This is a genomic window from Bacillus sp. FSL R9-9492 (genome assembly GCF_038007365.1).
Lineage (GTDB): Bacteria > Bacillota > Bacilli > Bacillales > Bacillaceae_G > Bacillus_A > Bacillus_A mycoides.
This window is the reverse complement of the sequence record NZ_JBBOXC010000001.1, coordinates 1,495,662-1,517,798: the sequence shown is the minus strand read 5'-3', so window position 1 is coordinate 1,517,798 and position 22,137 is coordinate 1,495,662. Positions and strand designations below refer to the sequence as shown.

The 22,137-nt window shown below is 34.6% G+C and carries 23 protein-coding genes, 1 pseudogene and 1 other annotated feature; of the genes and pseudogenes, 11 read left to right on the top strand and 13 right to left on the bottom strand.

Annotated elements, in window-relative coordinates; all coding sequences use genetic code 11:
- Window positions 1-140 precede the first annotated feature (140 nt).
- From MKY70_RS07730 to MKY70_RS07720, 3 genes and pseudogenes are all read left to right on the top strand, one after another.
- Window positions 141-1,406: an ATP-binding protein gene (locus tag MKY70_RS07730; RefSeq protein ID WP_088034901.1), complete on the top strand. Its 1,266-nt coding sequence runs from the start codon at window positions 141-143 to the stop codon at window positions 1,404-1,406.
- Window positions 1,407-1,668: 262 nt separating this feature from the next.
- A pseudogene (locus MKY70_RS07725) lies at window positions 1,669-2,806 on the top strand (Gly-Xaa-Xaa repeat protein).
- Window positions 2,807-3,025: 219 nt separating this feature from the next.
- The gene (locus tag MKY70_RS07720) at window positions 3,026-3,454 is read left to right on the top strand and encodes a hypothetical protein (RefSeq protein WP_002168802.1); all 429 of its coding nucleotides are present in this window, start codon (window positions 3,026-3,028) and stop codon (window positions 3,452-3,454) included.
- 178 nt (window positions 3,455-3,632) lie between these two features.
- Here the strand turns inward: MKY70_RS07720 and MKY70_RS07715 are convergent, their stop codons facing one another.
- Window positions 3,633-5,672, bottom strand: coding sequence for a transglycosylase domain-containing protein (locus MKY70_RS07715; protein ID WP_341023856.1), 2,040 nt, complete (start codon window positions 5,670-5,672; stop codon window positions 3,633-3,635).
- Between the two features lie 311 nt (window positions 5,673-5,983).
- Between MKY70_RS07715 and MKY70_RS07710 the strand changes: the two genes are divergently transcribed.
- The 3 genes from MKY70_RS07710 (at window position 5,984) to MKY70_RS07700 (ending at window position 8,532) form a co-directional block, all read left to right on the top strand.
- Window positions 5,984-6,604 (top strand): DUF47 domain-containing protein, encoded by a 621-nt coding sequence (locus MKY70_RS07710; RefSeq protein ID WP_000231445.1) that lies wholly within the window; start codon window positions 5,984-5,986, stop codon window positions 6,602-6,604.
- A gap of 11 nt (window positions 6,605-6,615) precedes the next feature.
- On the top strand, window positions 6,616-7,614 hold the full coding sequence (locus MKY70_RS07705; protein ID WP_088034905.1) for an inorganic phosphate transporter: 999 nt from the start codon (window positions 6,616-6,618) through the stop codon (window positions 7,612-7,614).
- A 117-nt stretch (window positions 7,615-7,731) separates the two neighbouring features.
- The gene (locus MKY70_RS07700; RefSeq protein ID WP_002086690.1) at window positions 7,732-8,532 is read left to right on the top strand and encodes a sulfite exporter TauE/SafE family protein; all 801 of its coding nucleotides are present in this window, start codon (window positions 7,732-7,734) and stop codon (window positions 8,530-8,532) included.
- Window positions 8,533-8,825: 293 nt separating this feature from the next.
- On the opposite strand, the gene MKY70_RS07695 is transcribed toward MKY70_RS07700, so the two are convergent.
- On the bottom strand, window positions 8,826-9,053 hold the full coding sequence (locus tag MKY70_RS07695; RefSeq protein WP_000883004.1) for a hypothetical protein: 228 nt from the start codon (window positions 9,051-9,053) through the stop codon (window positions 8,826-8,828).
- 170 nt (window positions 9,054-9,223) lie between these two features.
- Here MKY70_RS07695 and MKY70_RS07690 point away from each other — a divergent pair, with 170 nt between their 5' ends.
- Window positions 9,224-9,736: a Crp/Fnr family transcriptional regulator gene (locus tag MKY70_RS07690; RefSeq protein ID WP_341023854.1), complete on the top strand. Its 513-nt coding sequence runs from the start codon at window positions 9,224-9,226 to the stop codon at window positions 9,734-9,736.
- Window positions 9,737-9,765: 29 nt separating this feature from the next.
- Here MKY70_RS07690 and hmpA read toward each other — a convergent pair whose 3' ends face one another.
- The 3 genes from hmpA to MKY70_RS07675 form a co-directional block, all read right to left on the bottom strand.
- On the bottom strand, window positions 9,766-10,974 hold the full coding sequence (gene hmpA / locus MKY70_RS07685; RefSeq protein ID WP_002126349.1) for an NO-inducible flavohemoprotein: 1,209 nt from the start codon (window positions 10,972-10,974) through the stop codon (window positions 9,766-9,768).
- A gap of 191 nt (window positions 10,975-11,165) precedes the next feature.
- Entirely contained in the window at window positions 11,166-11,684 is a 519-nt protein-coding gene (locus MKY70_RS07680) for a hypothetical protein (RefSeq protein ID WP_147740224.1), read from the bottom strand.
- 114 nt (window positions 11,685-11,798) lie between these two features.
- On the bottom strand, window positions 11,799-12,896 hold the full coding sequence (locus MKY70_RS07675; protein WP_002126346.1) for a site-2 protease family protein: 1,098 nt from the start codon (window positions 12,894-12,896) through the stop codon (window positions 11,799-11,801).
- 152 nt (window positions 12,897-13,048) lie between these two features.
- Here MKY70_RS07675 and MKY70_RS07670 point away from each other — a divergent pair, with 152 nt between their 5' ends.
- Window positions 13,049-13,246 carry a hypothetical protein gene (locus MKY70_RS07670; RefSeq protein WP_000776287.1) on the top strand — a complete coding sequence of 66 codons (198 nt, stop codon included), beginning with the start codon at window positions 13,049-13,051 and terminating at the stop codon, window positions 13,244-13,246.
- A 183-nt stretch (window positions 13,247-13,429) separates the two neighbouring features.
- On the opposite strand, the gene MKY70_RS07665 is transcribed toward MKY70_RS07670, so the two are convergent.
- The gene (locus MKY70_RS07665; protein ID WP_215587518.1) at window positions 13,430-14,281 is read right to left on the bottom strand and encodes a hypothetical protein; all 852 of its coding nucleotides are present in this window, start codon (window positions 14,279-14,281) and stop codon (window positions 13,430-13,432) included.
- Window positions 14,282-14,389: 108 nt separating this feature from the next.
- Between MKY70_RS07665 and MKY70_RS07660 the strand changes: the two genes are divergently transcribed.
- Window positions 14,390-15,166 (top strand): class I SAM-dependent methyltransferase, encoded by a 777-nt coding sequence (locus tag MKY70_RS07660; protein WP_088034911.1) that lies wholly within the window; start codon window positions 14,390-14,392, stop codon window positions 15,164-15,166.
- Between the two features lie 39 nt (window positions 15,167-15,205).
- Here MKY70_RS07660 and MKY70_RS07655 read toward each other — a convergent pair whose 3' ends face one another.
- The gene (locus MKY70_RS07655; protein WP_000880630.1) at window positions 15,206-15,415 is read right to left on the bottom strand and encodes a hypothetical protein; all 210 of its coding nucleotides are present in this window, start codon (window positions 15,413-15,415) and stop codon (window positions 15,206-15,208) included.
- A gap of 262 nt (window positions 15,416-15,677) precedes the next feature.
- Window positions 15,678-15,936: a binding site (T-box leader), on the top strand.
- A gap of 59 nt (window positions 15,937-15,995) precedes the next feature.
- On the opposite strand from MKY70_RS07655, the gene brnQ3 reads away from it, so the two are divergent.
- The gene (gene brnQ3 / locus MKY70_RS07650) at window positions 15,996-17,351 is read left to right on the top strand and encodes a branched-chain amino acid transport system II carrier protein BrnQ3 (protein WP_341023853.1); all 1,356 of its coding nucleotides are present in this window, start codon (window positions 15,996-15,998) and stop codon (window positions 17,349-17,351) included.
- A 24-nt stretch (window positions 17,352-17,375) separates the two neighbouring features.
- Here brnQ3 and MKY70_RS07645 read toward each other — a convergent pair whose 3' ends face one another.
- The 6 genes from MKY70_RS07645 to MKY70_RS07620 all read right to left on the bottom strand — a co-directional run bounded on the left by MKY70_RS07645 (window position 17,376) and on the right by MKY70_RS07620 (window position 21,337).
- On the bottom strand, window positions 17,376-17,732 hold the full coding sequence (locus tag MKY70_RS07645) for a DUF3992 domain-containing protein (protein ID WP_341023852.1): 357 nt from the start codon (window positions 17,730-17,732) through the stop codon (window positions 17,376-17,378).
- 10 nt (window positions 17,733-17,742) lie between these two features.
- A complete protein-coding gene (locus tag MKY70_RS07640; RefSeq protein ID WP_048544876.1) occupies window positions 17,743-18,375 on the bottom strand; it encodes a response regulator in 633 nt (210 codons plus the stop codon).
- Entirely contained in the window at window positions 18,372-19,427 is a 1,056-nt protein-coding gene (locus tag MKY70_RS07635; protein WP_002011673.1) for a sensor histidine kinase, read from the bottom strand. The genes MKY70_RS07640 and MKY70_RS07635 overlap by 4 nt, the downstream gene beginning before the upstream one ends.
- The gene (gene liaF, locus MKY70_RS07630; protein ID WP_002126337.1) at window positions 19,427-20,167 is read right to left on the bottom strand and encodes a cell wall-active antibiotics response protein LiaF; all 741 of its coding nucleotides are present in this window, start codon (window positions 20,165-20,167) and stop codon (window positions 19,427-19,429) included. Before liaF ends, MKY70_RS07635 begins: the two co-directional genes overlap by 1 nt.
- 106 nt (window positions 20,168-20,273) lie before the next feature.
- Window positions 20,274-20,936 (bottom strand): PspA/IM30 family protein, encoded by a 663-nt coding sequence (locus MKY70_RS07625; RefSeq protein WP_002030696.1) that lies wholly within the window; start codon window positions 20,934-20,936, stop codon window positions 20,274-20,276.
- A 44-nt stretch (window positions 20,937-20,980) separates the two neighbouring features.
- Window positions 20,981-21,337 (bottom strand): lmo0954 family membrane protein, encoded by a 357-nt coding sequence (locus MKY70_RS07620; protein WP_002011676.1) that lies wholly within the window; start codon window positions 21,335-21,337, stop codon window positions 20,981-20,983.
- A gap of 310 nt (window positions 21,338-21,647) precedes the next feature.
- Between MKY70_RS07620 and MKY70_RS07615 the strand changes: the two genes are divergently transcribed.
- Window positions 21,648-22,070 carry a GNAT family N-acetyltransferase gene (locus MKY70_RS07615; protein ID WP_002011677.1) on the top strand — a complete coding sequence of 141 codons (423 nt, stop codon included), beginning with the start codon at window positions 21,648-21,650 and terminating at the stop codon, window positions 22,068-22,070.
- Window positions 22,071-22,137: the final 67 nt, after the last annotated feature.

Here is a 22,137-nt window from a genome sequence, read left to right as displayed (position 1 = left end):
CTTCACCTTCTATCCATTCTACTCACTTCCCGGACATTTCAGCTAATCAATTTCATTAAGTAGCCCCTTCTTTAAGAGTATCCGTATAAAAATATGATATACTAAATGGAAGAATTTTTAAATTGAGGGGTTATTTATTTATGCTTCCAAACGATGATATTGTATCTCATGAAAAACGAATAGAAGAACTAGAAAATAAAGTGCGGTTATATGAAGAGCTTGTGAATCAATTACCACATCATTTCACATACAAAAATCCACATATTGGTTTACAAATAAAGAAAACGAGAACGACTCATTCCATTCAAAACATACAAAAAGAGAATAAAAAGGCTGATTTTCAACTTACTTGCGATTCATTATTTTTATTTGAACAACTTGAAACATACTTTGTTCATATTTTTGATGCTTTTTCACATCATGTCACCTTTGTTGATAGTAAAGGAAATATAACTTTATGTAATCAAGCTGCAGCAGATGATTTTGGTGTAGTACGAAATGATATAATTGGAAAGCCAATTCAACAATTACTAAACTTGCCAGAAGAACAAATTAAAGCGATTGAAACATTAAGAACAGGAACAGAAATATATAATGAAGAAGTGTTAGACAAAAACTATGGTATTTTAAACAATCGAATTATTCGGGATTATAACGGAGAGATTTTTAGAGTTATTAGTGTCTTCCATTATTTAAACACAGAACGTGATGCAGAAAAATTTTCATTAGCAGGACGAATCGCAGCTGGGATTGCTCATGAAGTACGAAATCCCCTTACAACGGTACGTGGATACTTGCAATTTCTACAAGATAACGTTTCTCCATCCAATAAAGAATTGTTTAAAAGTCTACTCATTCCTGAACTAGATCGTGCAAATAGTATTATCACAAAATTTTTAGCCATTTCAAAAACACGTGAATTTACTAGAGAACCTTTTCCCATCAATACGTTTTTACGCGAATATATTCAACAACTACTTGCTAGTGAAGTTTTTTTACACAACATTTCTATTGACTATGAATTTTCTACGGCATTAGATGGTGTACTTGTCAATATCGATCGTCATGAACTTGTGCAAGTTTTTTTAAATTTATTTCAAAATGCTATCGATGCTCGAGGCGAAAGACCTCTTTCCATTCAAATCTCTAGTTATCGCCTAGATAACTTTGTTCGGATTACTTTCACAGATAACGGAACTGGGGTTCCTCCAGCTATTCAAGAATATATCTTTGATCCATTCTTCTCAACAAAAGATTCAGGAACAGGACTGGGCTTGTCAGTAACGAAGAAAATTATTCAAAATCATAACGGTACATTAAAAATGTCTAGTAATCAAAACGGTACAACTTTCACTATTTCTATTCCAATTTTACCTAAAGCGAACTATGAACGAATTAATCATTAAAAAGGTTGGGCTGTTCCACGAACTGCACGCAAATTGTTAGATATAATCTAACAATTTGCGTGCAGTTTTTTTATTCTAACCTATTCTTTTTTAACTCATATAAATCTTTCTCTATCTCTTAATTGTTCTTTGTTTTCACAAGATAGGTAAACTTCTTATTTTTTTAGAAATAGTAGTTTGTCCCTCACGAATTCAGTTTAGTTTCCATTTTATTATATAGTAACGACTATTTATTCTATAAAAGAAAAAAAGGAATGAACAAATGTCCAACAAAAATAAAGGAAAAGTGTTTTATGGTAATGATTGTTGCGAAGTAAGAGCTTGCAGTTATATTAACATCTCTAAGGCAGAACTAAAAGAGTATGCTAGACTTCTTCAAGCTCTTGGTCAAAGTATTCAAGCTGTATTTCAAAACCCTTCCCAAGATAACATCGATAAACTAATTGCTCTCCTGAATAATCTTCAAAAATTCCTCAGTTGCTTAGATTTATCACCTGCACAAGAAAAAAATTGGTAGTTCTATTATTGCTAACTTATTAACTATCCTAAAGTTCTCACCTTTCTCATGCGGAGCATTGTACGTTGAACTACAAAGTTTGCTTAATTATTTATTGTATATTGCTAAGTTATTCAAAATCGATTGCTGTACTATCGATAAACTAGTTAAGCTCATTACAGAAATTCAAGCTATCCTAGTTCAATATGGATCAGGTTGCCTTGGTGGAGGAACAATAGGACCTACTGGACCTCAAGGTATTCAAGGGACTCAAGGTCCGGCTGGTGCTCAAGGTGCTACTGGACTTCAAGGACCACAAGGTATTCAAGGACCGGCTGGTGCTACTGGCGCTCAAGGTGCCCAAGGTGCTCAAGGTCCGGCTGGTGCTACTGGCGCTCAAGGTGCTCAAGGTACTCAAGGTCCGGCTGGTGCTACTGGCGCTCAAGGTGCTCAAGGTACTCAAGGTCCGGCTGGTGCTACTGGCGCTACTGGACCGTCGGGCACACCACTCCCTGTAACTATAGCAGCAATAGGAAATTCTAATCCACAAACTATATCACCTGGAACGAATATCCAATTTAATCAAGTTTTCGAACTAAATAATCTCATTTTTAATGACACTTCAGATACTTTAACTATTTTAGAAACAGGAGTATACGATATTAGTTTCTCAGCATCTACAACCTTCCCGGGTTCTTCACCATTTGGATTCGGTATTTCATTCAACGGTCAACCACCTACTCGTAATTTTTCAACTAACGTTATCGGTAGTGCGGTTTCTTTCTCCACAATTGTTACTTTAACAGCTGGTACAACAATCTCTGTACAACCTACAGTAAATACTATTTCCATCCCTAACACTGGTGACACAACAGCTACACTATCAGTCTTCCGAATTTACTAATTTTAGTTTTCATTTTATTTTTGCACGACCAAGAATGTTTGATTTATAGTAATTTGTATTATTTTGATTGTATGTTAAATCTTTCTTTTAATAAAAAGGAGCACTTATTTTGGAGGATAAGTGCTCCTTCTTTACGTTTCTTTACTTCAAATTTACTCTAGCTTAATCCTCTTTTTGTATGATGAATAGTGAAGACAAAGACATGAAAGAGGGATGACAATGCGAATTATATCACTGACACGTTTTTGGTTTGTTCTTATGGTATGCATAATTTTATGTATAGGGTTTCTTTTAACTCTAAACTATTCAAATGTTTCAAAAGCAGAAAGAAAAACAATTCCATACGAACTTCTGTATACAAAACAAAACAACATCCCGTATTCCTCTTCCACACAAAATGAAAAAAAAGTTATAAAAGGAATGCTTATTACAGAAGCTTCTAGTTATGAAAACCTACTTCAAATCGCTGAAACGATTAAAGATCAATATAAAAATAAAGACGTTGATGAAATAACACTCTCTATCCATAATGAAAATACTGGAAATTTCGAAGAGGAATTGCCATATGAACCTATTAGTAAAGGAATAATAACCGTCACGTATGATTCTCAATCCTTCGGTAGGACCAATGTTACGCTAAATAAATAAACTGAAGCTTTAATCCGTGGCGCTTTTCCCATCCCCACGGATTATTAAGTTAAACCCATCAAATTTTTATAGGCAGCTCGATTCTCACCTAACTTCTTTTCTGTTGCCACATTTTGAACCGAGATAAAACCGCTCATTTCTCATAAAAAAGAGGCGAACTCGTTATTCGCCTCTTTTTTTACCAAAATGGAATCCACTCTTTCACTTTATCTATCCATTCATTTTGCTGTTCTTTTCTTTGTTGTTCCTCTTCTTTTCGTTTTTTCTCTTCTTCTTTCCTTCGTTTTTCTTCCTCAATCGTTTTTAATTGTTTTGTATAATCCGCCTCAGGTATTAGTGATAACTGAAATGCCTTTTGAGTTGGATTTTCATTCGCTTTCTTCATAATATCCCGGAACATTGTCGTTGTAATTTGGCTGCCTCCTGGCACATAATGCTCACTATCCGTTTTATCATACCCTACCCAAATCGCACCTACTAAATCCGGTGTGTATCCAACAAACCACGAATCCTTCGCACCAGTGCTTGGTCCATTTACAAGCTGGGTAGTCCCTGTCTTGCCGGCGGTATCGATATTATTAACTTTCGCTTTTTCACCTGTTCCCCTTTCAATAACACCTTTTAATAAGTATGTCATCTTTTGGGCAACTTTCTCGTTCGTCACACGAGTTTCTTTCTTATACCATTTTCCAATTGTTTCCCCTTCAGCATTTTGGATTTCTCTAATGGCATGAGCTTCTACTTGGACACCATCATTTGCAAGTGCGCTATACGCTTGAGCCATTACAAATGGTGAAGTCCCTACATGCATACCTCCTAAAGCAATCGGATACGTATGGTCTTCAGGCTCTAATGGAATACCAAACCGCTCTAAAGATTTCAATCCTTTATCTAATCCAATTTTCTCTAATAGCCAAACTGCTGAAACATTATATGACTTTGCCACCGCTTCATACATCGTCACATTACCATGGAACGTATGATCACTATTTTGTGGTGCATATTCTTTAATATTAAACGGTTCATCTTTTAAGACATCGTATACTTCATATCCTTGTTCTAACGCTGGTACATACACTGCAAGAGGCTTTAACGTTGAACCTGGCTGTCTTTTTAATTGTGTTGCATGATTAAACTGTAAAAATTGATAAGGACCTCTGCCTCCAACTAAAGCCGGAACACCGCCAGTTTTTGGATTCATAAGGACCACTCCAGTTTGCATAAGCTGATCTGAGCCACTATCTTTAAAATAACTATCATTATTCACAACATCTTCAACCGCTTGTTGTTTTTTCGAGTCAAGTTCCGTATAAATACGATAGCCACCTGCTAAAATTTCATTTTGTGTTAATTCATACTTGTCCATCGCTTCTCTAACAATATAATCTACGTATTGAGAATATTTTCCCTTATATTTATCGTCAACACCACGTCGTAATACAAGACCTGATTCTTTCTCCTGATTATATTGTTCTTCAGAAATATATCCTTGCTCCTTCATTAAACCTAATACGACATTACGTCTTTCAATTGATTTATTAAAGTTTTTATACGGCGAATACGCAGATGGCGCTTTAATTAATCCTGCAATCGTTGCAGCTTCTGAAATCGTTAAGTCTTTTACTTCTTTATCAAAATAAGATTTAGCTGCTCTTTTTATCCCCCAAGCACCTTCACCAAAATAAATTTGATTCATATACATTTCAACAATTTCATCTTTCGTATAAGTACGTTCTATTTTTTTCGTTAGAAAGTATTCCTTTATTTTACGCGAGAATGTACGGTCTTGCGTTAAAAATACATTTTTCGCAAGTTGTTGTGTAATTGTACTACCACCTGCCACAACTTCACCGGCTGTAATGTTCTTAAATACAGCACTTATAATTCCACTATAGTAAATACCATGATGACTAAAAAATTCCTTATCTTCTACTGCAACAATTGCTTGAACCATAATATCAGGAATATCTTTCCTTTTGACCCCTTCTGTTTTAGAAGAAGCTAATTTAGTCGCAACTTCATTATTTGCATCATAAATTAAAGTCGGTTGTGGAACAGCTTGTTTTAATTCAGATATATCTTGAATGGAAATTATTATATTTACAACAATAAATAGAGTAGCAAGTAAACTTCCCAATACAATTAATGAATTGCGTAGTTTCTTCCTCTTATTGAACCACTCAAGCGTTTTTTTAAAGTGAGTGTTCTTCAATTTCATTGGTTCACTTCCTTCATTTGTTTACACTCTTCTTTTTAAAAGGAAGAATATACCTCCTTTTAAATTTATTATAATAACGTAGTCGTTCCTATAGTGTAAAGCTTTTCTTTCACATTCATACTTTTTGCAAGAAAAGGACATTCTACAAGTAAGATATTCATTGTTGAGTATTAATATTATTAATACAACAATGAGAGTTATGTTAAGTTTTTGTAAACTTTTCGATAAAATGTTTTAAAAAACGACAGTTTTTTGTTAGAATTGATTAGCCAATATATTTTACATATATTACTTTTGTGGGGGTAACAATAATGGTCTTTAAATCAAAAAAAGATAAATTTTCTGAAATGCTTATGAACGTTTCCGAAAATTTAAAAGAAGGCGCGCAGTTTTTCGTGGAGTATAAAATTAAAAATGCTAGCGATTTAAAAGAGTTTTCTATGCGCATGAAAGAGTATGAGTCAAAAGGTGACTCATTCATTCACGAAATCATTATGGAGCTAAACAAAGCGTTTATTACTCCTATTGAACGTGAAGACATCCTACAACTTGCAATGAGTATGGATGATGTATTAGACGGATTAGATCACAGTGCTGGTCTATTCGAAATGTATTCTATTACAGAAGCTGATGAATACATGATTAAATTCGTTGAAGCAATTAATCAATGTGCGATTGAGATTGCAAATTCTGTTGAACTACTTTCTAAAAAGAAATTAGTCGATATTCGTACAAATGCGATCAAGATTAAGGATTACGAGTCACAATGTGATGATATTCGCCGTCATGCGATTAAGCACTTATTCTCTCGTGAGAAAGATCCGATTAAGATTATTCAATTTAAAGAGATTTACGAAGAGCTTGAAGAAGTAGCTGATAGCTGTCAAAGCGTTGCAAACGTATTAGAAACAATCATTATGAAGAACGCGTAAGGAGTTTGATCATGGATACACTCTTGATACTGACCGTTTTAGTAGTCATTTGCGCTTTAGCTTTTGACTTTATCAATGGATTTCACGATACAGCAAACGCTATTGCAACGGCTGTTTCAACGAAAGCTCTAAAGCCTAGACATGCAATTGTTATGGCAGCTATTATGAACTTTTTAGGTGCGATGACATTTACAGGTGTAGCAAAAACGATTACAAAAGATATTGTTGACCCGTTTGCTTTGCAAAATGGTTCTGTTGTAATTTTAGCTGCTTTGCTTGCGGCAATAGTCTGGAATTTGATCACTTGGTACTATGGCATTCCAAGTAGTTCTTCGCATGCAATCATTGGCGCAATCGCTGGTGCAGCAATTGCTGCTGCTGGTATTAGCGCATTAAACTATAAAGGGTTTATAAAAATTCTTGAAGCTTTAATCATTTCACCGATCATCGCTTTTGTTATTGGTTACATCGTATATAGTATTTTTAAAGTGGTATTTAAAAACTTTAACTTAACGAAAACGAACAAGAACTTCCGTATATTCCAGATTTTCACCGCTGCATTACAAGCTTATACGCACGGTACGAATGATGCACAAAAAGCAATGGGAATCATTACGATGGCTCTTATGGCCAATAACTATCATACTTCTGGCGATATCCCTTTCTGGGTACAATTATCTTGTGCAATCGCAATGGGTCTTGGTACTTCTGTCGGTGGTTGGAAAATTATTAAAACTGTCGGTGGACAAATTATGAAAATTCGTCCTGTAAATGGTGTAGCTGCCGATTTATCATCATCACTTGTTATTTTCGGCGCAACATTTATTCACTTACCGGTTAGTACGACGCACGTTATCTCTTCTTCTATTTTAGGAGTTGGTGCTTCACATCGCGTGAAAGGTGTAAAATGGGGAACTGCAAAACGCATGTTAATTACATGGGTTATTACACTTCCTATTTCAGCTTCTTTAGCTGCATTATTTTACTACTTATTACACTTAATCTTTTAATCAAAAGTCGTCTTCCTTATTTTTCTAGGAAGACGACTTTTTTGTGAACAAGCCTATTTCTTATTAAAAAGCGTGTATAATGTTTGATGGATAAGTTATATAGAGGAGTTGGCAATTTTGGAATACATTATGTTACTTTTCATCGGATTAATCGCCGGGACAGTCGGGAGCCTAGTCGGACTTGGAGGCGGAATTATTATCGTTCCGTTATTAATTGGATTACACAGTTTATCACCACAACTCGCAGTAGGAACTTCTATGGTAACAGTCGTTTTTACAGGGCTGGCTTCTACCCTTACTTATATGAAACATAAACGGGTAGATTATAAAAGTGGACTTATTTTATTTATCGGGAGTGGCCCTGGTGGTATTATCGGATCATGGGCAAACAAATTTTTAAACCAAGATACATTTTCTTTATACTTTGGGATTTTTCTTATATTCGTCTCCATTCTTCTTATACTACGAGACAAATTGAAACCTCTTTCCCTATCAAATATGACTGTAATTAAGCGATCTTTTACAGATAACGAAGGAAATACTGTAGACTATCAATTTCCACCATTTCTCGCTATCTTTATTGCCTTTATAGTTGGATTTATATCCGGATTATTTGGAATCGGTGGTGGTGCCTTACTTGTGCCAGCGATGATGCTCCTTTTTGCGTTCCCAGCACACATTGCTGTAGCAACTTCAATGTTTATCGTATTTCTCTCAGCAATTGTAAGTTCTTTAACTCACATCTCTCTAGGAAATGTCAGCTGGGCTTATGCATTAATTCTTATTCCTGGTGCATGGATTGGCGGAAAAATCGGGGCTTATATTAACACAAAATTAAGCGGTAATGCAGTAATTAATTTATTACGTATCACATTAATTATTCTTGGAACTAGATTAATCATTACTTCATTTTTATAACGCGTTCTTTCTAGAATGCGTTTTTTCTTATACACATGAATATAAAAAGGCTCCTAGGAGAACAAGTAAAACTAAACAAACACTTAATAGCATAAAATTTGAAATATGTAATTTCTTCAAGTTGATCACTCCTATAGCTATGACTGTTATCTTTATGATAGCGAAAAAACAGTTATCTTACAGTTACAAAGCGCTAACAATGCAAAATCATTTATTACAAATTTTATCCTTATATTTCATTTCTTTGTATAATCTATCGATTCAATAAAAAAAGATGTCATATTGACATCTTTTTAGTGAAGAAGTGACCATCCCATAAAGTCTTCATGTACCTGGCACGCCCTCTTATCGTTTCGATCATATAATTCAGCATAACTATCTGTTTCTTCATCATAAGCCATCGTATAAATAATTTGGCCGTCTATTTCAACGGATAAAACGACTCCACCTTTCATCTCTTCCACATGAATGATAGCATTCGCCGGAATTCTCATATCCGTCATCTTCATCGCATCTAACAATATACTAAACCCCCTACAGCGTATTCATTGCTAGTACTATTACACACTAAATAGTATACTACTGTAATAGCATACATTTCGTCAATGAAATTGCTGTTTAAAAAGCATATTGTCTTTATACATATACGCTAAAATATAAGAAATAGAAATGTTTTAATGGGGGGCTAACATTGATTCTACATAAGGGAGATGTATTATTCCGTCAAGGTGAGGACGGTCCATTATATTTTATAAAAACAGGTTTATTAAAAGTTATTCGGTTAGAAGAAGACGGAACACCATTTTTATTTAATATTATCGTTCCTGGTGAAACGATACCTCACCATTCTTTAATTTCACCGAAGGAATATCACGGTACAGCTATGGCTTTAATGAAAACAGAAGTGGAGCCTATAATTAGCAATGAATGGTACGACAAACTTCAGGCAAATCCTGCATCATATGAAAATATCGCTATACAATTACAATCGAAGTTAAGAATGATGCAACAGCGTATCGATCAATTGACAACTGTCTCTCCTAAAGAGCGCCTTCATCGTTTACAAGAGTGGTTCACCTTTTATTTAGGTGACATCCCTATTTATGAAATATTAACACAAACTGAAATTGGTCAGCTCATAGGTGTACGCCGCGAAACAGTAAATCGCTTACTTAGAGAACAAGCAAAAAACGAGGTAAAATAATACCTCGTTTTTTGCTTGGCAACGTTAACCTATTGTAAGCTTGCTGCGGGACCGAAAAATTCATAATGAATGTTCTCTTGTTTAACACCCAAATCAATTAATGCAGCATTTATATGTTTCATAAATGGTACTGGACCACAGAAATAAAATTCTGCTTCAGTCGTTGGAATAATAGTTTGTAACCATTCACGTTCAATGAATCCTTCTTGATCAAAATTCTTCATTTCCACATCTTGCTCTGTCGGTGAAGAATAGCAAGTATATGCTTTAACTTGTTCATACTCTTTTTCTACTGTCTCAACATGCTCTTTCATCGCATGTGTATTACTATTTATCGCCGCATGAACAAAGCATACATTACGCTTTGATTCTTGTTCAATTAACGTATTTAACATACTCATCATCGGTGTAATACCTACTCCACCACTAATTAGTACAACAGGTAATGTTGACTCCATATTTAATACGAAATCTCCCGCTGGTGCACTTACAGGTAAGACATCTCCTTCCCCTACATGATCATGTAAGTAATTAGATACTTTACCATCTGGTGTATCTACACCTTTTTCTTTCTTTACACTAATACGATAATATTCTTTTCCTGGAGCATCAGACAAGCTATATTGACGATTATGTGTATATGTCTCACCTTTAATATTTATTTGAATCGTTACATATTGTCCTGGGATGAATGAAGAAACTTTCCCGCCATCTTCAGGTTTTAAATAAAATGATGTAATAACGTCGCTTTCCTTCACTTTTTTAACAATCACAAAGTTGCGGAAATCTTTCCACCCACCTTCTTTATGTGCAGCTTCTTCATACATACCCGCTTCAATGCTAATGAATGCATCAGCAATGACGCCATACGCTTCTCCCCATGCATTTAAAACTTCATCAGGCGCGCCTGCGACCTCTTTAATCGCTCTTAGTAAGCATGTACCTACTATTGGATAATGCTCTGCTTTAATACCTAAACTTCTATGCTTATGACCGATTTGTTTTACAACTGGAATAATAGCTTCTAAATTATCAATGTACATTGCAGCTGCATAAACAGCATTTGCTAATGCTTGTTGTTGTCTTCCTTTTTTCTGGTTCGTATGGTTGAAAATATTCAATAACTCCGGATGTTCCGAAAATAAAATTTGATAAAATCTCGTTGTAATCTCAACGCCTTTTTCTTGTAATAACGGTACTGTTGACTTTACGATTTCAATTGTTTTTGCACTTAACATTGTATCCCACTCCTCTATTTCCTTAACTGTTTTTAGTTTAACTGAATTGTATAATACATATTGTGATTTTAATCACTATTAACATGGTGTTTTTGTGAAAAATATATGAACAATGCACATATTAAGTTAATTTTAATTAGCCCTCATTAATTATGCTCAAAAAAAAGCTAACTAGAATTCTAGCTAGCCTACTACTTTGTTTGTATTGCTTGTTCAATTACTCTTATATTCTGCCCATCTCCAAACTCTGTATACCCCCATATATTCGTTTCACCTTTATGTTTATTCACAAGTATATCCAAGTCATGATATACGCGATGAGCATAGATTACATACTCAATATTCTGAAGCTCCACACCTTTTTTTACAATTTCATAACTTCTATTCACATCGCGTTTTATTTTTTCATTTTTTATTTCTTTATGTATATTTTTTAAAGAGGCTTCTTGCTCTTGAAACCATTGTTTAAAATGTTTCCAATCCCCATCTGTATATTTCTCTGCCTTGCCATAATTCAAGAAATTATTATAACTTTCATGTGTCGTACGAACAAAATCGAGTGTCTTCTTCTTCTCTTGCACCTCTTCTATTTGTGCTACTGTATTTACTCCAGCAGACTTATTCGCATAATATAATAGTACTTTCATAAGACTATAGCTCGCTATTGCCATCACAGTAATAGTTACCAATACACTTAACAATTTCTTCATATACAGAACCCCTTTTCTACTATGAATATTACAATGTACTGTTACACTTGTAACATTCTCTCGTAGAAATGTAATTCCTGTTTAAATCCTCCTTTTCATTTCGACACTATTTTTCTACAAACTTCTCCTTGGTAAATGCTCTTGTAAAACAACATAACCTTCATAAGCTGTATAACCGAGTATAGCCATTAATCCGATATAACAAGCAAATACTGTCCATTTCGTTTTCGTATCGACTTTATAATAATTTTCTTGTTGTTCCTTTTCTGTTTCCCATTCATTTAATTTTCTTTCTGACATTTCAAATGCTTCTCTTATATGAATTGTATGCATTTCTTTTTCATCTTCATATGGGACATAATCAAGTGGCTCAAATTTTGGTAAAAGGTACTCTAGCACTTCAATCTTTTGAAGTTCTCCTGTTTTTAATTCTTTTTCACGTTCTCTTTGTCTTAATACGTTCATTTCATGGTGAATCATATAAATCGTTCGATGCACCGCACCAGTTTCTTTTAATTCCTCTTCAAGCCTAGCAGCATATTCTTTCATTCCATCGATTTTATATCCTAATTCCTTAATCGGCTCATCTCTCTTTATTACTCTATATAGTTCCATACAGCCGATAATAAAAATAAATCCTCCTAAAATACTTTTGAAGTAAATAGAATAGCCGAGTAGTAAAACTAGCCCTGCTCCCCAAATTTTCGTGCTTACAACTGAAATTATTCGTCCACCATCTAATGGAGAAACTGGAATTAAGTTAAAGAAATTAATCATACTTCCAAGTAAAATAATAAGCGCCCAAAACGGCTCTTTCGTGATTATATACAGTGGGATCGCGGGTAAAAATGAAAGCAATCCGAAAAGAGGTCCCATATATGCAATGTAAGCTTCATCTTTTGCATTTTTCGGCATCTCTTTCATCCCAATAAGAGCTCCCATAAATGGTATGAAGATTGCTGGCGATGTTGGTATCCCTTTCTTTCTCGCTGCCCATAAATGCCCCATCTCATGTACAAACAATAAATATACGAGTGCTACCCCAAACTTCCAACCATATATGACTGCGTATGCACCAAGCGATAAAAACATACTAAATACTGTTGAAAATTTTGCTAACTTAAAAATTGCAAATACCCATTTTAACTTAGATAGTAAAAATAACCCTATTGCAACTATAACTCCCCATAATCCTTTTTTATTATTTTTCATATTCCTCTCCTTTATCTCGCTTTATTGAGCCATATACACTCATCAAAACTTATTCTTTTTCTCTATTATGACATATTTTTTTCTATTGTTAGAAATAATGTTTATTCCATCCATTTTTAGCCAAAAATAAAAATAAAAGGAGGTAAATACAAATGAAATTACAATCTCTTATGATAGGCGCTCTATCGTTTTTAGCTTCAACTCTTATTTTTTATACCGTCAGCTACGTATTATTATTAGATTGGTTGCCAAATCACTTATTTATAGCCCTTATTATTCTTTCTGCTCTTATGATTTCCTTTCTAATTACACGAAAATCAATGAATGAGCCATCTGCAAAAGCAAAATAATAGAGGGGATCTTTCCCCTCTATTATCATTTCCTAGGAAAGGCCATATAGACTTTATGATTCTTACTGCCCGCTATTTACGGGCAGTAAGAATCCCACCTCAAAATTCGGCTGGAGCAAAGACTTTAGGTAGGAGTCGTGCTAATAATCAGCGGGGGATGCCCCCACTGATTAAAATTTCACTTTATCTTTGTAAATTCATTTTTTCACCATACTCTTTAACAATTTGAATAATGTTTTGAAATGCTCCTACTTTTTCTTTCTTACTATTTAATATTTGTAAATCGTGATTATCATAATAGGTTTCTAGTGATTTTAATTGTGATTCTGAAGCATCTTTTATCGGAACAGTAACATTCAACTCATACTGTTTATACCCTTCCTTTACTTTTTCAGCTGAAATTATTTCACTCTCTTTTGCGCCAATTAATTTTTGGACCTTTTCCGGAAAAATTAATTGCAAATAATATTCTTGTTCCTTTGCTAACTTATTATATAGTGATTGTGAAATCGTATAACGTACTGTATAATTCATTTTTTGATCACCTGCTTTAATATGAAACGCAGTAATCTGCATGTCTTTTTTTGTTACTTCCGTTAAAGTACCTACCTGCATCTCATCTTCTTTTTGTTCTGGAATCTTTGGAAAGATAGCCAAAAGCTTTTCCGTATCTTTTTCGTTAAGCATATACATATCTTTCTTATATTGAATCCATCCTCGGCGATCTTCTCCTCTTAACCATGCATAATATGTTTCTTTTTTTCCATCACTACTAATTTGTATTTCATATTCCGGTTCACCAAAACTACCCGTTACTTCTTGTTTTTCCGCTTTGTTTATAATATCCACCACCAACTCCGCATCCATTTTCTTTAATTTTTTTTCTTCTGTACCTTTTTGTATAACAGTTATTTGTAATGGTTCTTTCACTTCATTCACTGTCTCCTCTACTTGTTTCGGTTCTTTCTTTTGCTCTGCTTGACCACACGACGCGAGTAAAATAACACATAAAACCATTAAATATTTTCCTTTCAAATCGATTCTCCTTTTCCAATAAGAAATTCTTATAATCCTCATACATAAAACAAAAACGTTACATTATATAGAATGAGCTATACTATACAATGAAGGGAGGATTTTACAATGTCCATTAATTTTCATGATGCAAATAATAAGTATACGTATGCAAGTCGTAACGCACATATTTCATGGCAGGAAACAATAAACAATATTGTAGATGTGCAAAATAAACAAGTAATTGATATAGGTTGTGGTGGCGGCATTTACACGAAAGAACTTGCTCTTATGGGAGCCAAAAGTGTTGTTGGGCTTGATTTTTCAAAAGAAATATTACAAGCTGCAAAAGAAAATTGTAACGGCTTCCCAAACATTTCATTCATTCACGGTGATGCACATAATATCTCATTCCCTAATGAAACATTCGACCTTGTCATTTCTCGTGCAGTCATTCATCATTTGCATGATATTCCCACATTTATACGAGAGGCTTCTCGCATATTAAAAAAAGACGGTATACTTATTTTACAAGACCGAACCATTGAAGATTGTATAATCCCAGGAAGTCCTGAACACCTTCGTGGATATTTTTTCTCTGTCTTTCCAAAACTCATTGAAACAGAAGCGAAAAGAAGACCAAAAACCACTACTATTCAGCAAGAATTACAACAATATTCTCTTCAAGCGTTCCCCATACAAACACAATGGGAAGTACGAAAAGTACATGATTCTGTAGAGGCTTTGCTACAAGATTTATCTCCTCGAACAGGCCGATCCATTCTATATGAACTAACAGATAATGAACTTTCTCAGCTTCTACATCATATCCAAACGGCATTACAAAACGTCTCTCCTATCATCGAAAGAGATCGTTGGACAATTTGGAGCGCGAAAAAATTGTAAGGAAGGAAGCCTCACAAAATAATGTGAGGCTTCCTTCTTTCATAATCTAATTTTGCAACACTCTTGATATCCTCCACTCCTGGCCTGTGCACTTCCACACTTCGGACATACTAAATATCTAGACTGATTTGTCAACAAACTACCTTTTTGAAAGAGTAAAACTTCTGCTTGTTTAAACGAACGCGAATAATATAACCACATAAAACCAATTATAGCAATAATGCCAAATAATACTCCCATCGCAAGCATTTCAGTCACCTCTTTTGGTTTGTTCTTTCCAGCAAGTGGATTGTTGTATTATTCTCTGCAAATTCAAACAATTCCTTCCTTACTCCTATAAATATCGATTTTCTCCATAAACTTTACAATTCTCTATAATGTTTTACAGCATTTTTACAAATAGTATTAACCCTTATATTCTCAGCTATATTTCTACAGGAAAGTGTATTTCTCAAAAAATATGTTGACTTTCTAAAAAAAACATGTAAAAATGTTGTCAGAATACTTGAATAAAAATTCATTGACGAGAACGAGTATGTTATAGAGCTGTTCCCCAGAGAGTTGGTATTTTGCTGAAAGCCAACGCTCAGTTCGTAACCGAAAATCATCTCCGAGAAGTAGAACCGAATGCTAAAGTAAGTTCTTACCGGTCGTCCCCCGTTACAAGGAACACGTATCATGTTGTACGTTGTAAAGCCGTATACATATAGATATATTTCTACATGTATAAATTAGGGTGGTATCGCGGGTAAATATAACTCGTCCCTTTCTTAAGGGGCGAGTTTTTTGTGTTCTTACAATGAATTTACAAAAAAGGAGGAAAAAAACAATGAACACTGTATCAAAAAAACATGTTTTTTTCACAGGTCTTATGCTATTTTCTTTATTTTTTGGAGCAGGAAATTTAATTTTCCCTCCAATGCTTGGACAAAATGCTGGTGAAAACTTTTGGCCAGCAATGATTGGTTTTTTACTAACAGGAGTCGGCTTACCACTACTTACTGTTATCGCTATTTCTCTATCAGGAAATGGAATGCAACAACTTGCAAGTCATGTACACCCATTATTCGGAATATTCTTTACGGTAGTTGTATACATTGCAATCGGTCCATCTATGGGCATCCCACGTGTTGCTAATGTCGCTTATGAAATGGGAATTAGTTCTTTCTTACCAGAAACTATTCGCTCTAGCAGCCTAGTGCTATTTTTATACACAGTCATCTTCTTTTCTATCGTATTTTGGCTTAGTTTAAACCCTTCTAAGCTCGTCGATCGTATCGGAAGTGTATTAACACCTATTTTATTACTCTCTATTTTTTTATTATTCGTTAAGAGTGTATTTACACCACTTGGACAATCTGGACCAGCAATGCAAGAGTATCAAACTTCTCCAATTTTCAAAGGTTTTATGGAAGGATACTTAACGATGGATACCATTTCAGCGCTTGCATTTGGAATTATCGTTGTAAATGCAATTCGCTCAAAAGGTGTGAGTGATCGTAAATCAATTGCCATCGCAACAGCAAAAGCAGGACTTATTGCCGCTACTGGTCTCGTACTTGTATATGGTGCACTTGGCTGGCTCGGTACAACTAGTGTCTCTCTCGGATACGCAACAAACGGCGGACAGCTACTTACCGTTATCGTACAACAATTACTCGGTCCATATGGTCTAATTCTATTATCTCTTATCGTTACACTCGCTTGCTTAACAACATGTATTGGACTTGTATCTGCATGCAGTCAATACTTCTCAACATTATTAACGAAATTTTCATACACAACGTTAGCAAGTGTCATTTGCACATTAGGATTATTAGTTGCCAACTTAGGTTTAACAAAAATTATCGCAATCTCTGTTCCTATTTTACTTGTTGTATATCCAATTGCGATTGTACTCGTATTACTATCATTACTTCATAAATATTTCGGTGGATATCGTTCTGTTTATGTAGGTGCGTTAATTGGATCTGCAGTTGTGAGCGTATTTGATGGATTAAAACAAGGGAATATTCCTGTTTCATCTATCACATCTTATTTCGAGTTTATTCCATTATATAATGAAGGAATTGGCTGGTTAGTACCAGCATTAGTTGGGGCTATTATCGGTTTTGCTATCGCAAAATTAAGTGGCGCCAAAGCAGTACCATTAACGGATCATTCACCTGAATCGAAAGTATCATAAAAAAACTCCCATTTCGGGAGTTTTTTACATTTGATAAGAAGTATGATTAAAGCTACTTACTTTATAAGCTTTCGTATAGTAATCAATATTCGTATCCACTGTTTCTACTTTTACAACATCATAGCTATCTTCTTGCTTCACTAGAAATAAATAATATTCTTCTGTTGCCTCAATAATTGCAATACGATCTGTTTCAATATCATATTGTTCACAAAGTGCTTGCAACGCATTCACATAGTTACCTAATTTTTTCGTTTCATCCATTCCAAATATCGTTTGAACTAACATACACTCTCTCCCCTTTGTATGTACTGTTAACCCCTTAATGATAACGCTTACATAAATAACCGTCAATAAAAAGCTTTGACCATATATAGTCAAAGCTTCCTTCTCATTTCGTCAATTGGTGTCTAAACGCATAAATAACCGCCTGTGTCCGGTCACTTACATTTAGCTTATTTAATATATTACTCACATGTGTCTTTACTGTTTTAAGGGCAATAAACAACTCATCTGCAATCTCTTGATTACTTTTCCCCTCTGCAATTAATAACAAAATTTCAGACTCTCTTTCTGTTAACTCCTCATGCAAAGGTTGTTCTTTCTTCTGACGCATACGAGACATCATTTTTCCAGTAACTTTCGGCTCTAATACCGTTTCCCCATCATAAGTAGCTCTTACAGCATCTGCAATATCACTCGCTCTTGATGTTTTTAATAAATAACTTGTCGCCCCCGCCTCAATAACAGGATATAACTTTTCATCATCTAAAAAGCTCGTGACAACTACAATTTTCGCTTCTGGCCATTCTTGAATAATAGTACGTGTCGCTTCAACCCCATCCATCTCATCCATAACAAGGTCCATTAAAATAATATCCGGTCTTAATTGCAAAGCTAACTCTGAACCTTTTCTTCCATTTTCAGCTTCTCCAACTACTTCAATATCTGGCTGCGTTGATAAATATGCTGATACACCCATTCGAACCATTTCATGATCATCAACTAGTAATACTTTTATCATGATTCTCCCCCTCTCTCAATCATAATAGGTACTTTCACTTCTATTTGCGTACCTTTATTCGGAAAACTAAGAACTTTTAATGTACCACCAATTTCATGAACTCGCTCTTGCATTGACCTTAAACCGTATGAACCAGCCTTATTAACACCAACTTTAAACCCAACACCGTCATCAATAATTTTCAAAATCGCATATTGATCAATTTTCCGAAGGCGTACTTCGGTTTTCTTTGCCTTCGCATGCCGTAAAGTATTAGACAGCGCCTCTTGTACAATACGGAATAAATGATCCTCTACACCTTTTTTTAATTGAATCGGTTCAATTAACCATTCAATTTTCATATGTTGCTTTCTAGACAGTTCTGTTAATAATTCTTCTATACCCTCTGTTAGTTTCTTACCTTCTAACTGCACTGGGCGTAAATGAAGGAGCAATGCTCTCATTTCTGATTGTGCATTTACAACCATATTCTCAACAAGCTGCAACTGTTTTTTCGTCGTGTCTGGAATTTCAGCTGCTTGCTCATTAATGGCTGACATCATCATCGACATTGCAAAAAGCTGCTGACTTACAGAATCATGTAGCTCTCTCGCTAATCGATGCCTTTCTTGAGAAATCGCTTCTTGTCTCATCTCTTCATTCCAATGGGCTCGTTCATTCGTTACTTTTTGAAATAGCCCAGCTTGCTCCTCTAAGCGACGAGCAAGACCAATTACTTTTCGTTCCACTTCATGAAATTCATCGTCCGCAGTAAATGAAACATCACTCGGAAAATTCCCTCGCTCTACTTCAAATAGAAAAGTATTTAATCCTTGTATACGCTGTTCTATATAATAACCGATTGCATATCCTACAATTCCTCCGATAAGAAGACTCGTACTCATAATAAACAAGCCAATTGGAACAGAAGCAATGGATTCTTTCCAGAGTAAATCATAAACTTGTTGCTCGCTTTTCCATACATATACAATTGTACAAATAAGTGCGATACTAACAGAGGACAACATAGAATAACGAATATACATCCACGAAATATTCCTTTGTTTTTTCATTATACTTTCCTCACTTCCGTATCGCCTACGACAAGCGAAGAAATAATTTTAATACGACGAGGGGCTTCTTTATACTGTTCTGTTCTAAACGTAACATTACGGTTAAATCCAGTTTCTTCGTGTCCTGGCAGGAGCACTCGCCCAACAATAACAGAATGATTTAAAGACAATTCAATATCATATGGTACATATAAGCGAATATTACCAATGACGCCCCGAATCACAATAACCGTTTCTCCCTCTGGAATCATAGCAGTTGTTAAATCAATCTCGACGTCACAAGCACCATATTGGACGTTAATATCCTCTATTTCATAAATATGATCCATCATTCGTACATTACCTACAAACATATTTTTTATATACGGTTCTGTACGATATATTTGTTTTTCTTCATTTATATATCCTTTTTCTTTAATTTCAACTTTCATTGCTTTTTGCCGATGTCCTTGTTGAATAAGTTGATAACCAATTAAAGCTAAACAAGCAAACACAACAAGTACGAATGCCGCTGATGAAAATAAGAAGAATAAGAAGACAATACCACCGACAAATAAAAATACATTCCCTCTTACATAACGGTTCTTCTTTCGATAATGTCTTCCAAACATAATCATAATAAATGCAAATATTAGACCACCTGGTTCAAAATGTCCAAGTATCATATCAAGAAAAAGACCGAATCCAAATATGATGAGGAGCATCCCCATAAATTGTGTTTTTGAAAATTGCTTCTTCATTTCAGCTCCCCCCTCCTTGTCACATATACATAGAAGAAAAGGCATTGCTTTCCAACACCTTTTCTCCTATCACTATATCATAAGCCTGTTTTATTATATACTACAATTATTTTGTTACTTCTTTCGTTAACGATACTTCATTTTTCTCTTTCATTTCACTCTCTAGTTTTGCAATTTTCATATCAAATGTATCACGCTCATGCTCTTCATTTATACGAAGCTCTATGTCACGAATGTGATCTTCAATTTCTTCGAATCGTAAGAACGGATTATTTTCATCCATTTTATGCATAGCAGTATTCATACGGCGGTTTGCATGCGCCATATTTTCACGTGCCATTAATTCCATACGCTTTGCGTTCATTTCTTTTAATTTATTTTTCATTTCTGAAAGACGACGCTCTAACTCATCAATTTGCTCTACAACACCAGCATACATTTCTTCTAAGCGAGTTACTTGCCCTTCATAATACGCTACTTCTTCTAATGCACGTTCATGCAATTGCAATTCGCCTGCTTCTTGTGCGATGATAGCTTGCTTTGATCTTTTATTAACGAAATAACGTGCTTGCTCAAGCTCACGAGCGAAGTTAGATTTTAATGCTTTATGACGCTGAATTAACTTCTCAATTTTTGTTATTTCACGCTCACTATCGCGTAAATATTGGTTTAACATAGCAATTGGATTTTTTCTTTCTTTCTCATCTAACACATTATGAAAATCAGCTAAAATTGCATCGCGTACACGTCCGAATAAAGATTGTTTCATTATAATCTTCCTCTCTTCTACTTTATAATTTGATTTATTTTATATTAGTTTTTCATTAACTTGTTCCACTCATCTTCAAAGTTGCTATATGGTTTAGCACTTTCTGGAGCAGAATCAACAACTACATTTTTTCCTTTTTTCCACTCACGGTATCCGTAGTATAAAACTACTAATGCTGCGATACCGATTAATGCTGGGGAATGAGAAAGTGCAATGGACAAACCGATTAAACCAACAATACCCCAAGCTAACTTTCCAAAGAATGATTTAGCTCGCACAAATGATTTATAGCTCCAGTACACAACTCCTGCTCCAATGGCGAATCCTACAATACCAGCAAGACTACCAAGAGCAATTAAAGCCAAAATACCGGCTGCGATAAACGCTAGAAATTGTTTCATCTTGTGCTTGCCTCCCTTCGATTTGATACTCTTATCTTAACTATTTTTTCATTTTTTCATAACGAGCTTAAGAACTGTTTTCGACTCAGACTTAAGACTGAGTTGCATTCAGCCTTTTGCAAAACGAACATGTATGCGATGCGTATAGATACAGAAAAATTCTTATTCAATAACGGATGAAAATCTCAACTTGCGCGTCCAAAAAATTAGCAATACATACAAACGTTTATTAAATTACATTAAATATATTATTAAGAAAATTATGTTAAAATAAATCAGAAGGCTACATTTAAATTAAAGGGGATATATCATGAATTTACACATTACGAAAGAAATCAATACCGCCGCTAAAAACTATATAAACAATCAGCTTTATGAATATAATTTAAAGCACTTTCCATCTGATTTAAGAGACAGATACTTAGAGATTCATTTATTTCTTAAAGATGAAAATGGTAAAATATGCGGGGGAATATTAGGTGAAGTCTGTTGGAATTGGTTAGAGATTCACTCTTTTATCATCGATGAAGATATACGTGCATTAGGGTATGGAACTAAACTGTTATTAGAAGTAGAAAAAATCGCTTTAGAAAGAAATTGTGATTTTATAAAAGTTGACACTTTAAGCTTTCAAGCATTAGATTTCTATAAAAAATATGGTTATAAAGAGTATGGTATCCTCGATAACGTAGGAAGAGATTATAAACACTACTATTTGAAAAAGGATTTATAAATAATAAAAAACGCTCAGAGAATGTTCTCCGAGCGTTTTCAACTGCTAATAATAAATGTCTCTTTAT

What these genes read in the sequence shown, in the direction of transcription:
- MKY70_RS07620 (WP_002011676.1), bottom strand. Translation starts at nt 21,337, where the DNA reads ATGAAACAATTTCTAGCGTTTATCGCAGCCGGTATTTTGGCTTTAATT.
- MKY70_RS07705 (WP_088034905.1), top strand. Translation starts at nt 6,616, where the DNA reads ATGGATACACTCTTGATACTGACCGTTTTAGTAGTCATTTGCGCTTTA.
- MKY70_RS07720 (WP_002168802.1), top strand. Translation starts at nt 3,026, where the DNA reads ATGCGAATTATATCACTGACACGTTTTTGGTTTGTTCTTATGGTATGC.
- brnQ3 (WP_341023853.1), top strand. Translation starts at nt 15,996, where the DNA reads ATGAACACTGTATCAAAAAAACATGTTTTTTTCACAGGTCTTATGCTA.
- MKY70_RS07710 (WP_000231445.1), top strand. Translation starts at nt 5,984, where the DNA reads ATGGTCTTTAAATCAAAAAAAGATAAATTTTCTGAAATGCTTATGAAC.
- MKY70_RS07655 (WP_000880630.1), bottom strand. Translation starts at nt 15,415, where the DNA reads ATGCTTGCGATGGGAGTATTATTTGGCATTATTGCTATAATTGGTTTT.
- MKY70_RS07715 (WP_341023856.1), bottom strand. Translation starts at nt 5,672, where the DNA reads ATGAAATTGAAGAACACTCACTTTAAAAAAACGCTTGAGTGGTTCAAT.
- MKY70_RS07625 (WP_002030696.1), bottom strand. Translation starts at nt 20,936, where the DNA reads ATGAAACAATCTTTATTCGGACGTGTACGCGATGCAATTTTAGCTGAT.
- MKY70_RS07660 (WP_088034911.1), top strand. Translation starts at nt 14,390, where the DNA reads ATGTCCATTAATTTTCATGATGCAAATAATAAGTATACGTATGCAAGT.
- liaF (WP_002126337.1), bottom strand. Translation starts at nt 20,167, where the DNA reads ATGAAGAAGCAATTTTCAAAAACACAATTTATGGGGATGCTCCTCATC.
- MKY70_RS07640 (WP_048544876.1), bottom strand. Translation starts at nt 18,375, where the DNA reads ATGATAAAAGTATTACTAGTTGATGATCATGAAATGGTTCGAATGGGT.
- MKY70_RS07675 (WP_002126346.1), bottom strand. Translation starts at nt 12,896, where the DNA reads ATGAAAAATAATAAAAAAGGATTATGGGGAGTTATAGTTGCAATAGGG.
- MKY70_RS07680 (WP_147740224.1), bottom strand. Translation starts at nt 11,684, where the DNA reads ATGAAGAAATTGTTAAGTGTATTGGTAACTATTACTGTGATGGCAATA.
- MKY70_RS07670 (WP_000776287.1), top strand. Translation starts at nt 13,049, where the DNA reads ATGAAATTACAATCTCTTATGATAGGCGCTCTATCGTTTTTAGCTTCA.
- hmpA (WP_002126349.1), bottom strand. Translation starts at nt 10,974, where the DNA reads ATGTTAAGTGCAAAAACAATTGAAATCGTAAAGTCAACAGTACCGTTA.
- MKY70_RS07615 (WP_002011677.1), top strand. Translation starts at nt 21,648, where the DNA reads ATGAATTTACACATTACGAAAGAAATCAATACCGCCGCTAAAAACTAT.
- MKY70_RS07635 (WP_002011673.1), bottom strand. Translation starts at nt 19,427, where the DNA reads ATGAAAAAACAAAGGAATATTTCGTGGATGTATATTCGTTATTCTATG.
- MKY70_RS07730 (WP_088034901.1), top strand. Translation starts at nt 141, where the DNA reads ATGCTTCCAAACGATGATATTGTATCTCATGAAAAACGAATAGAAGAA.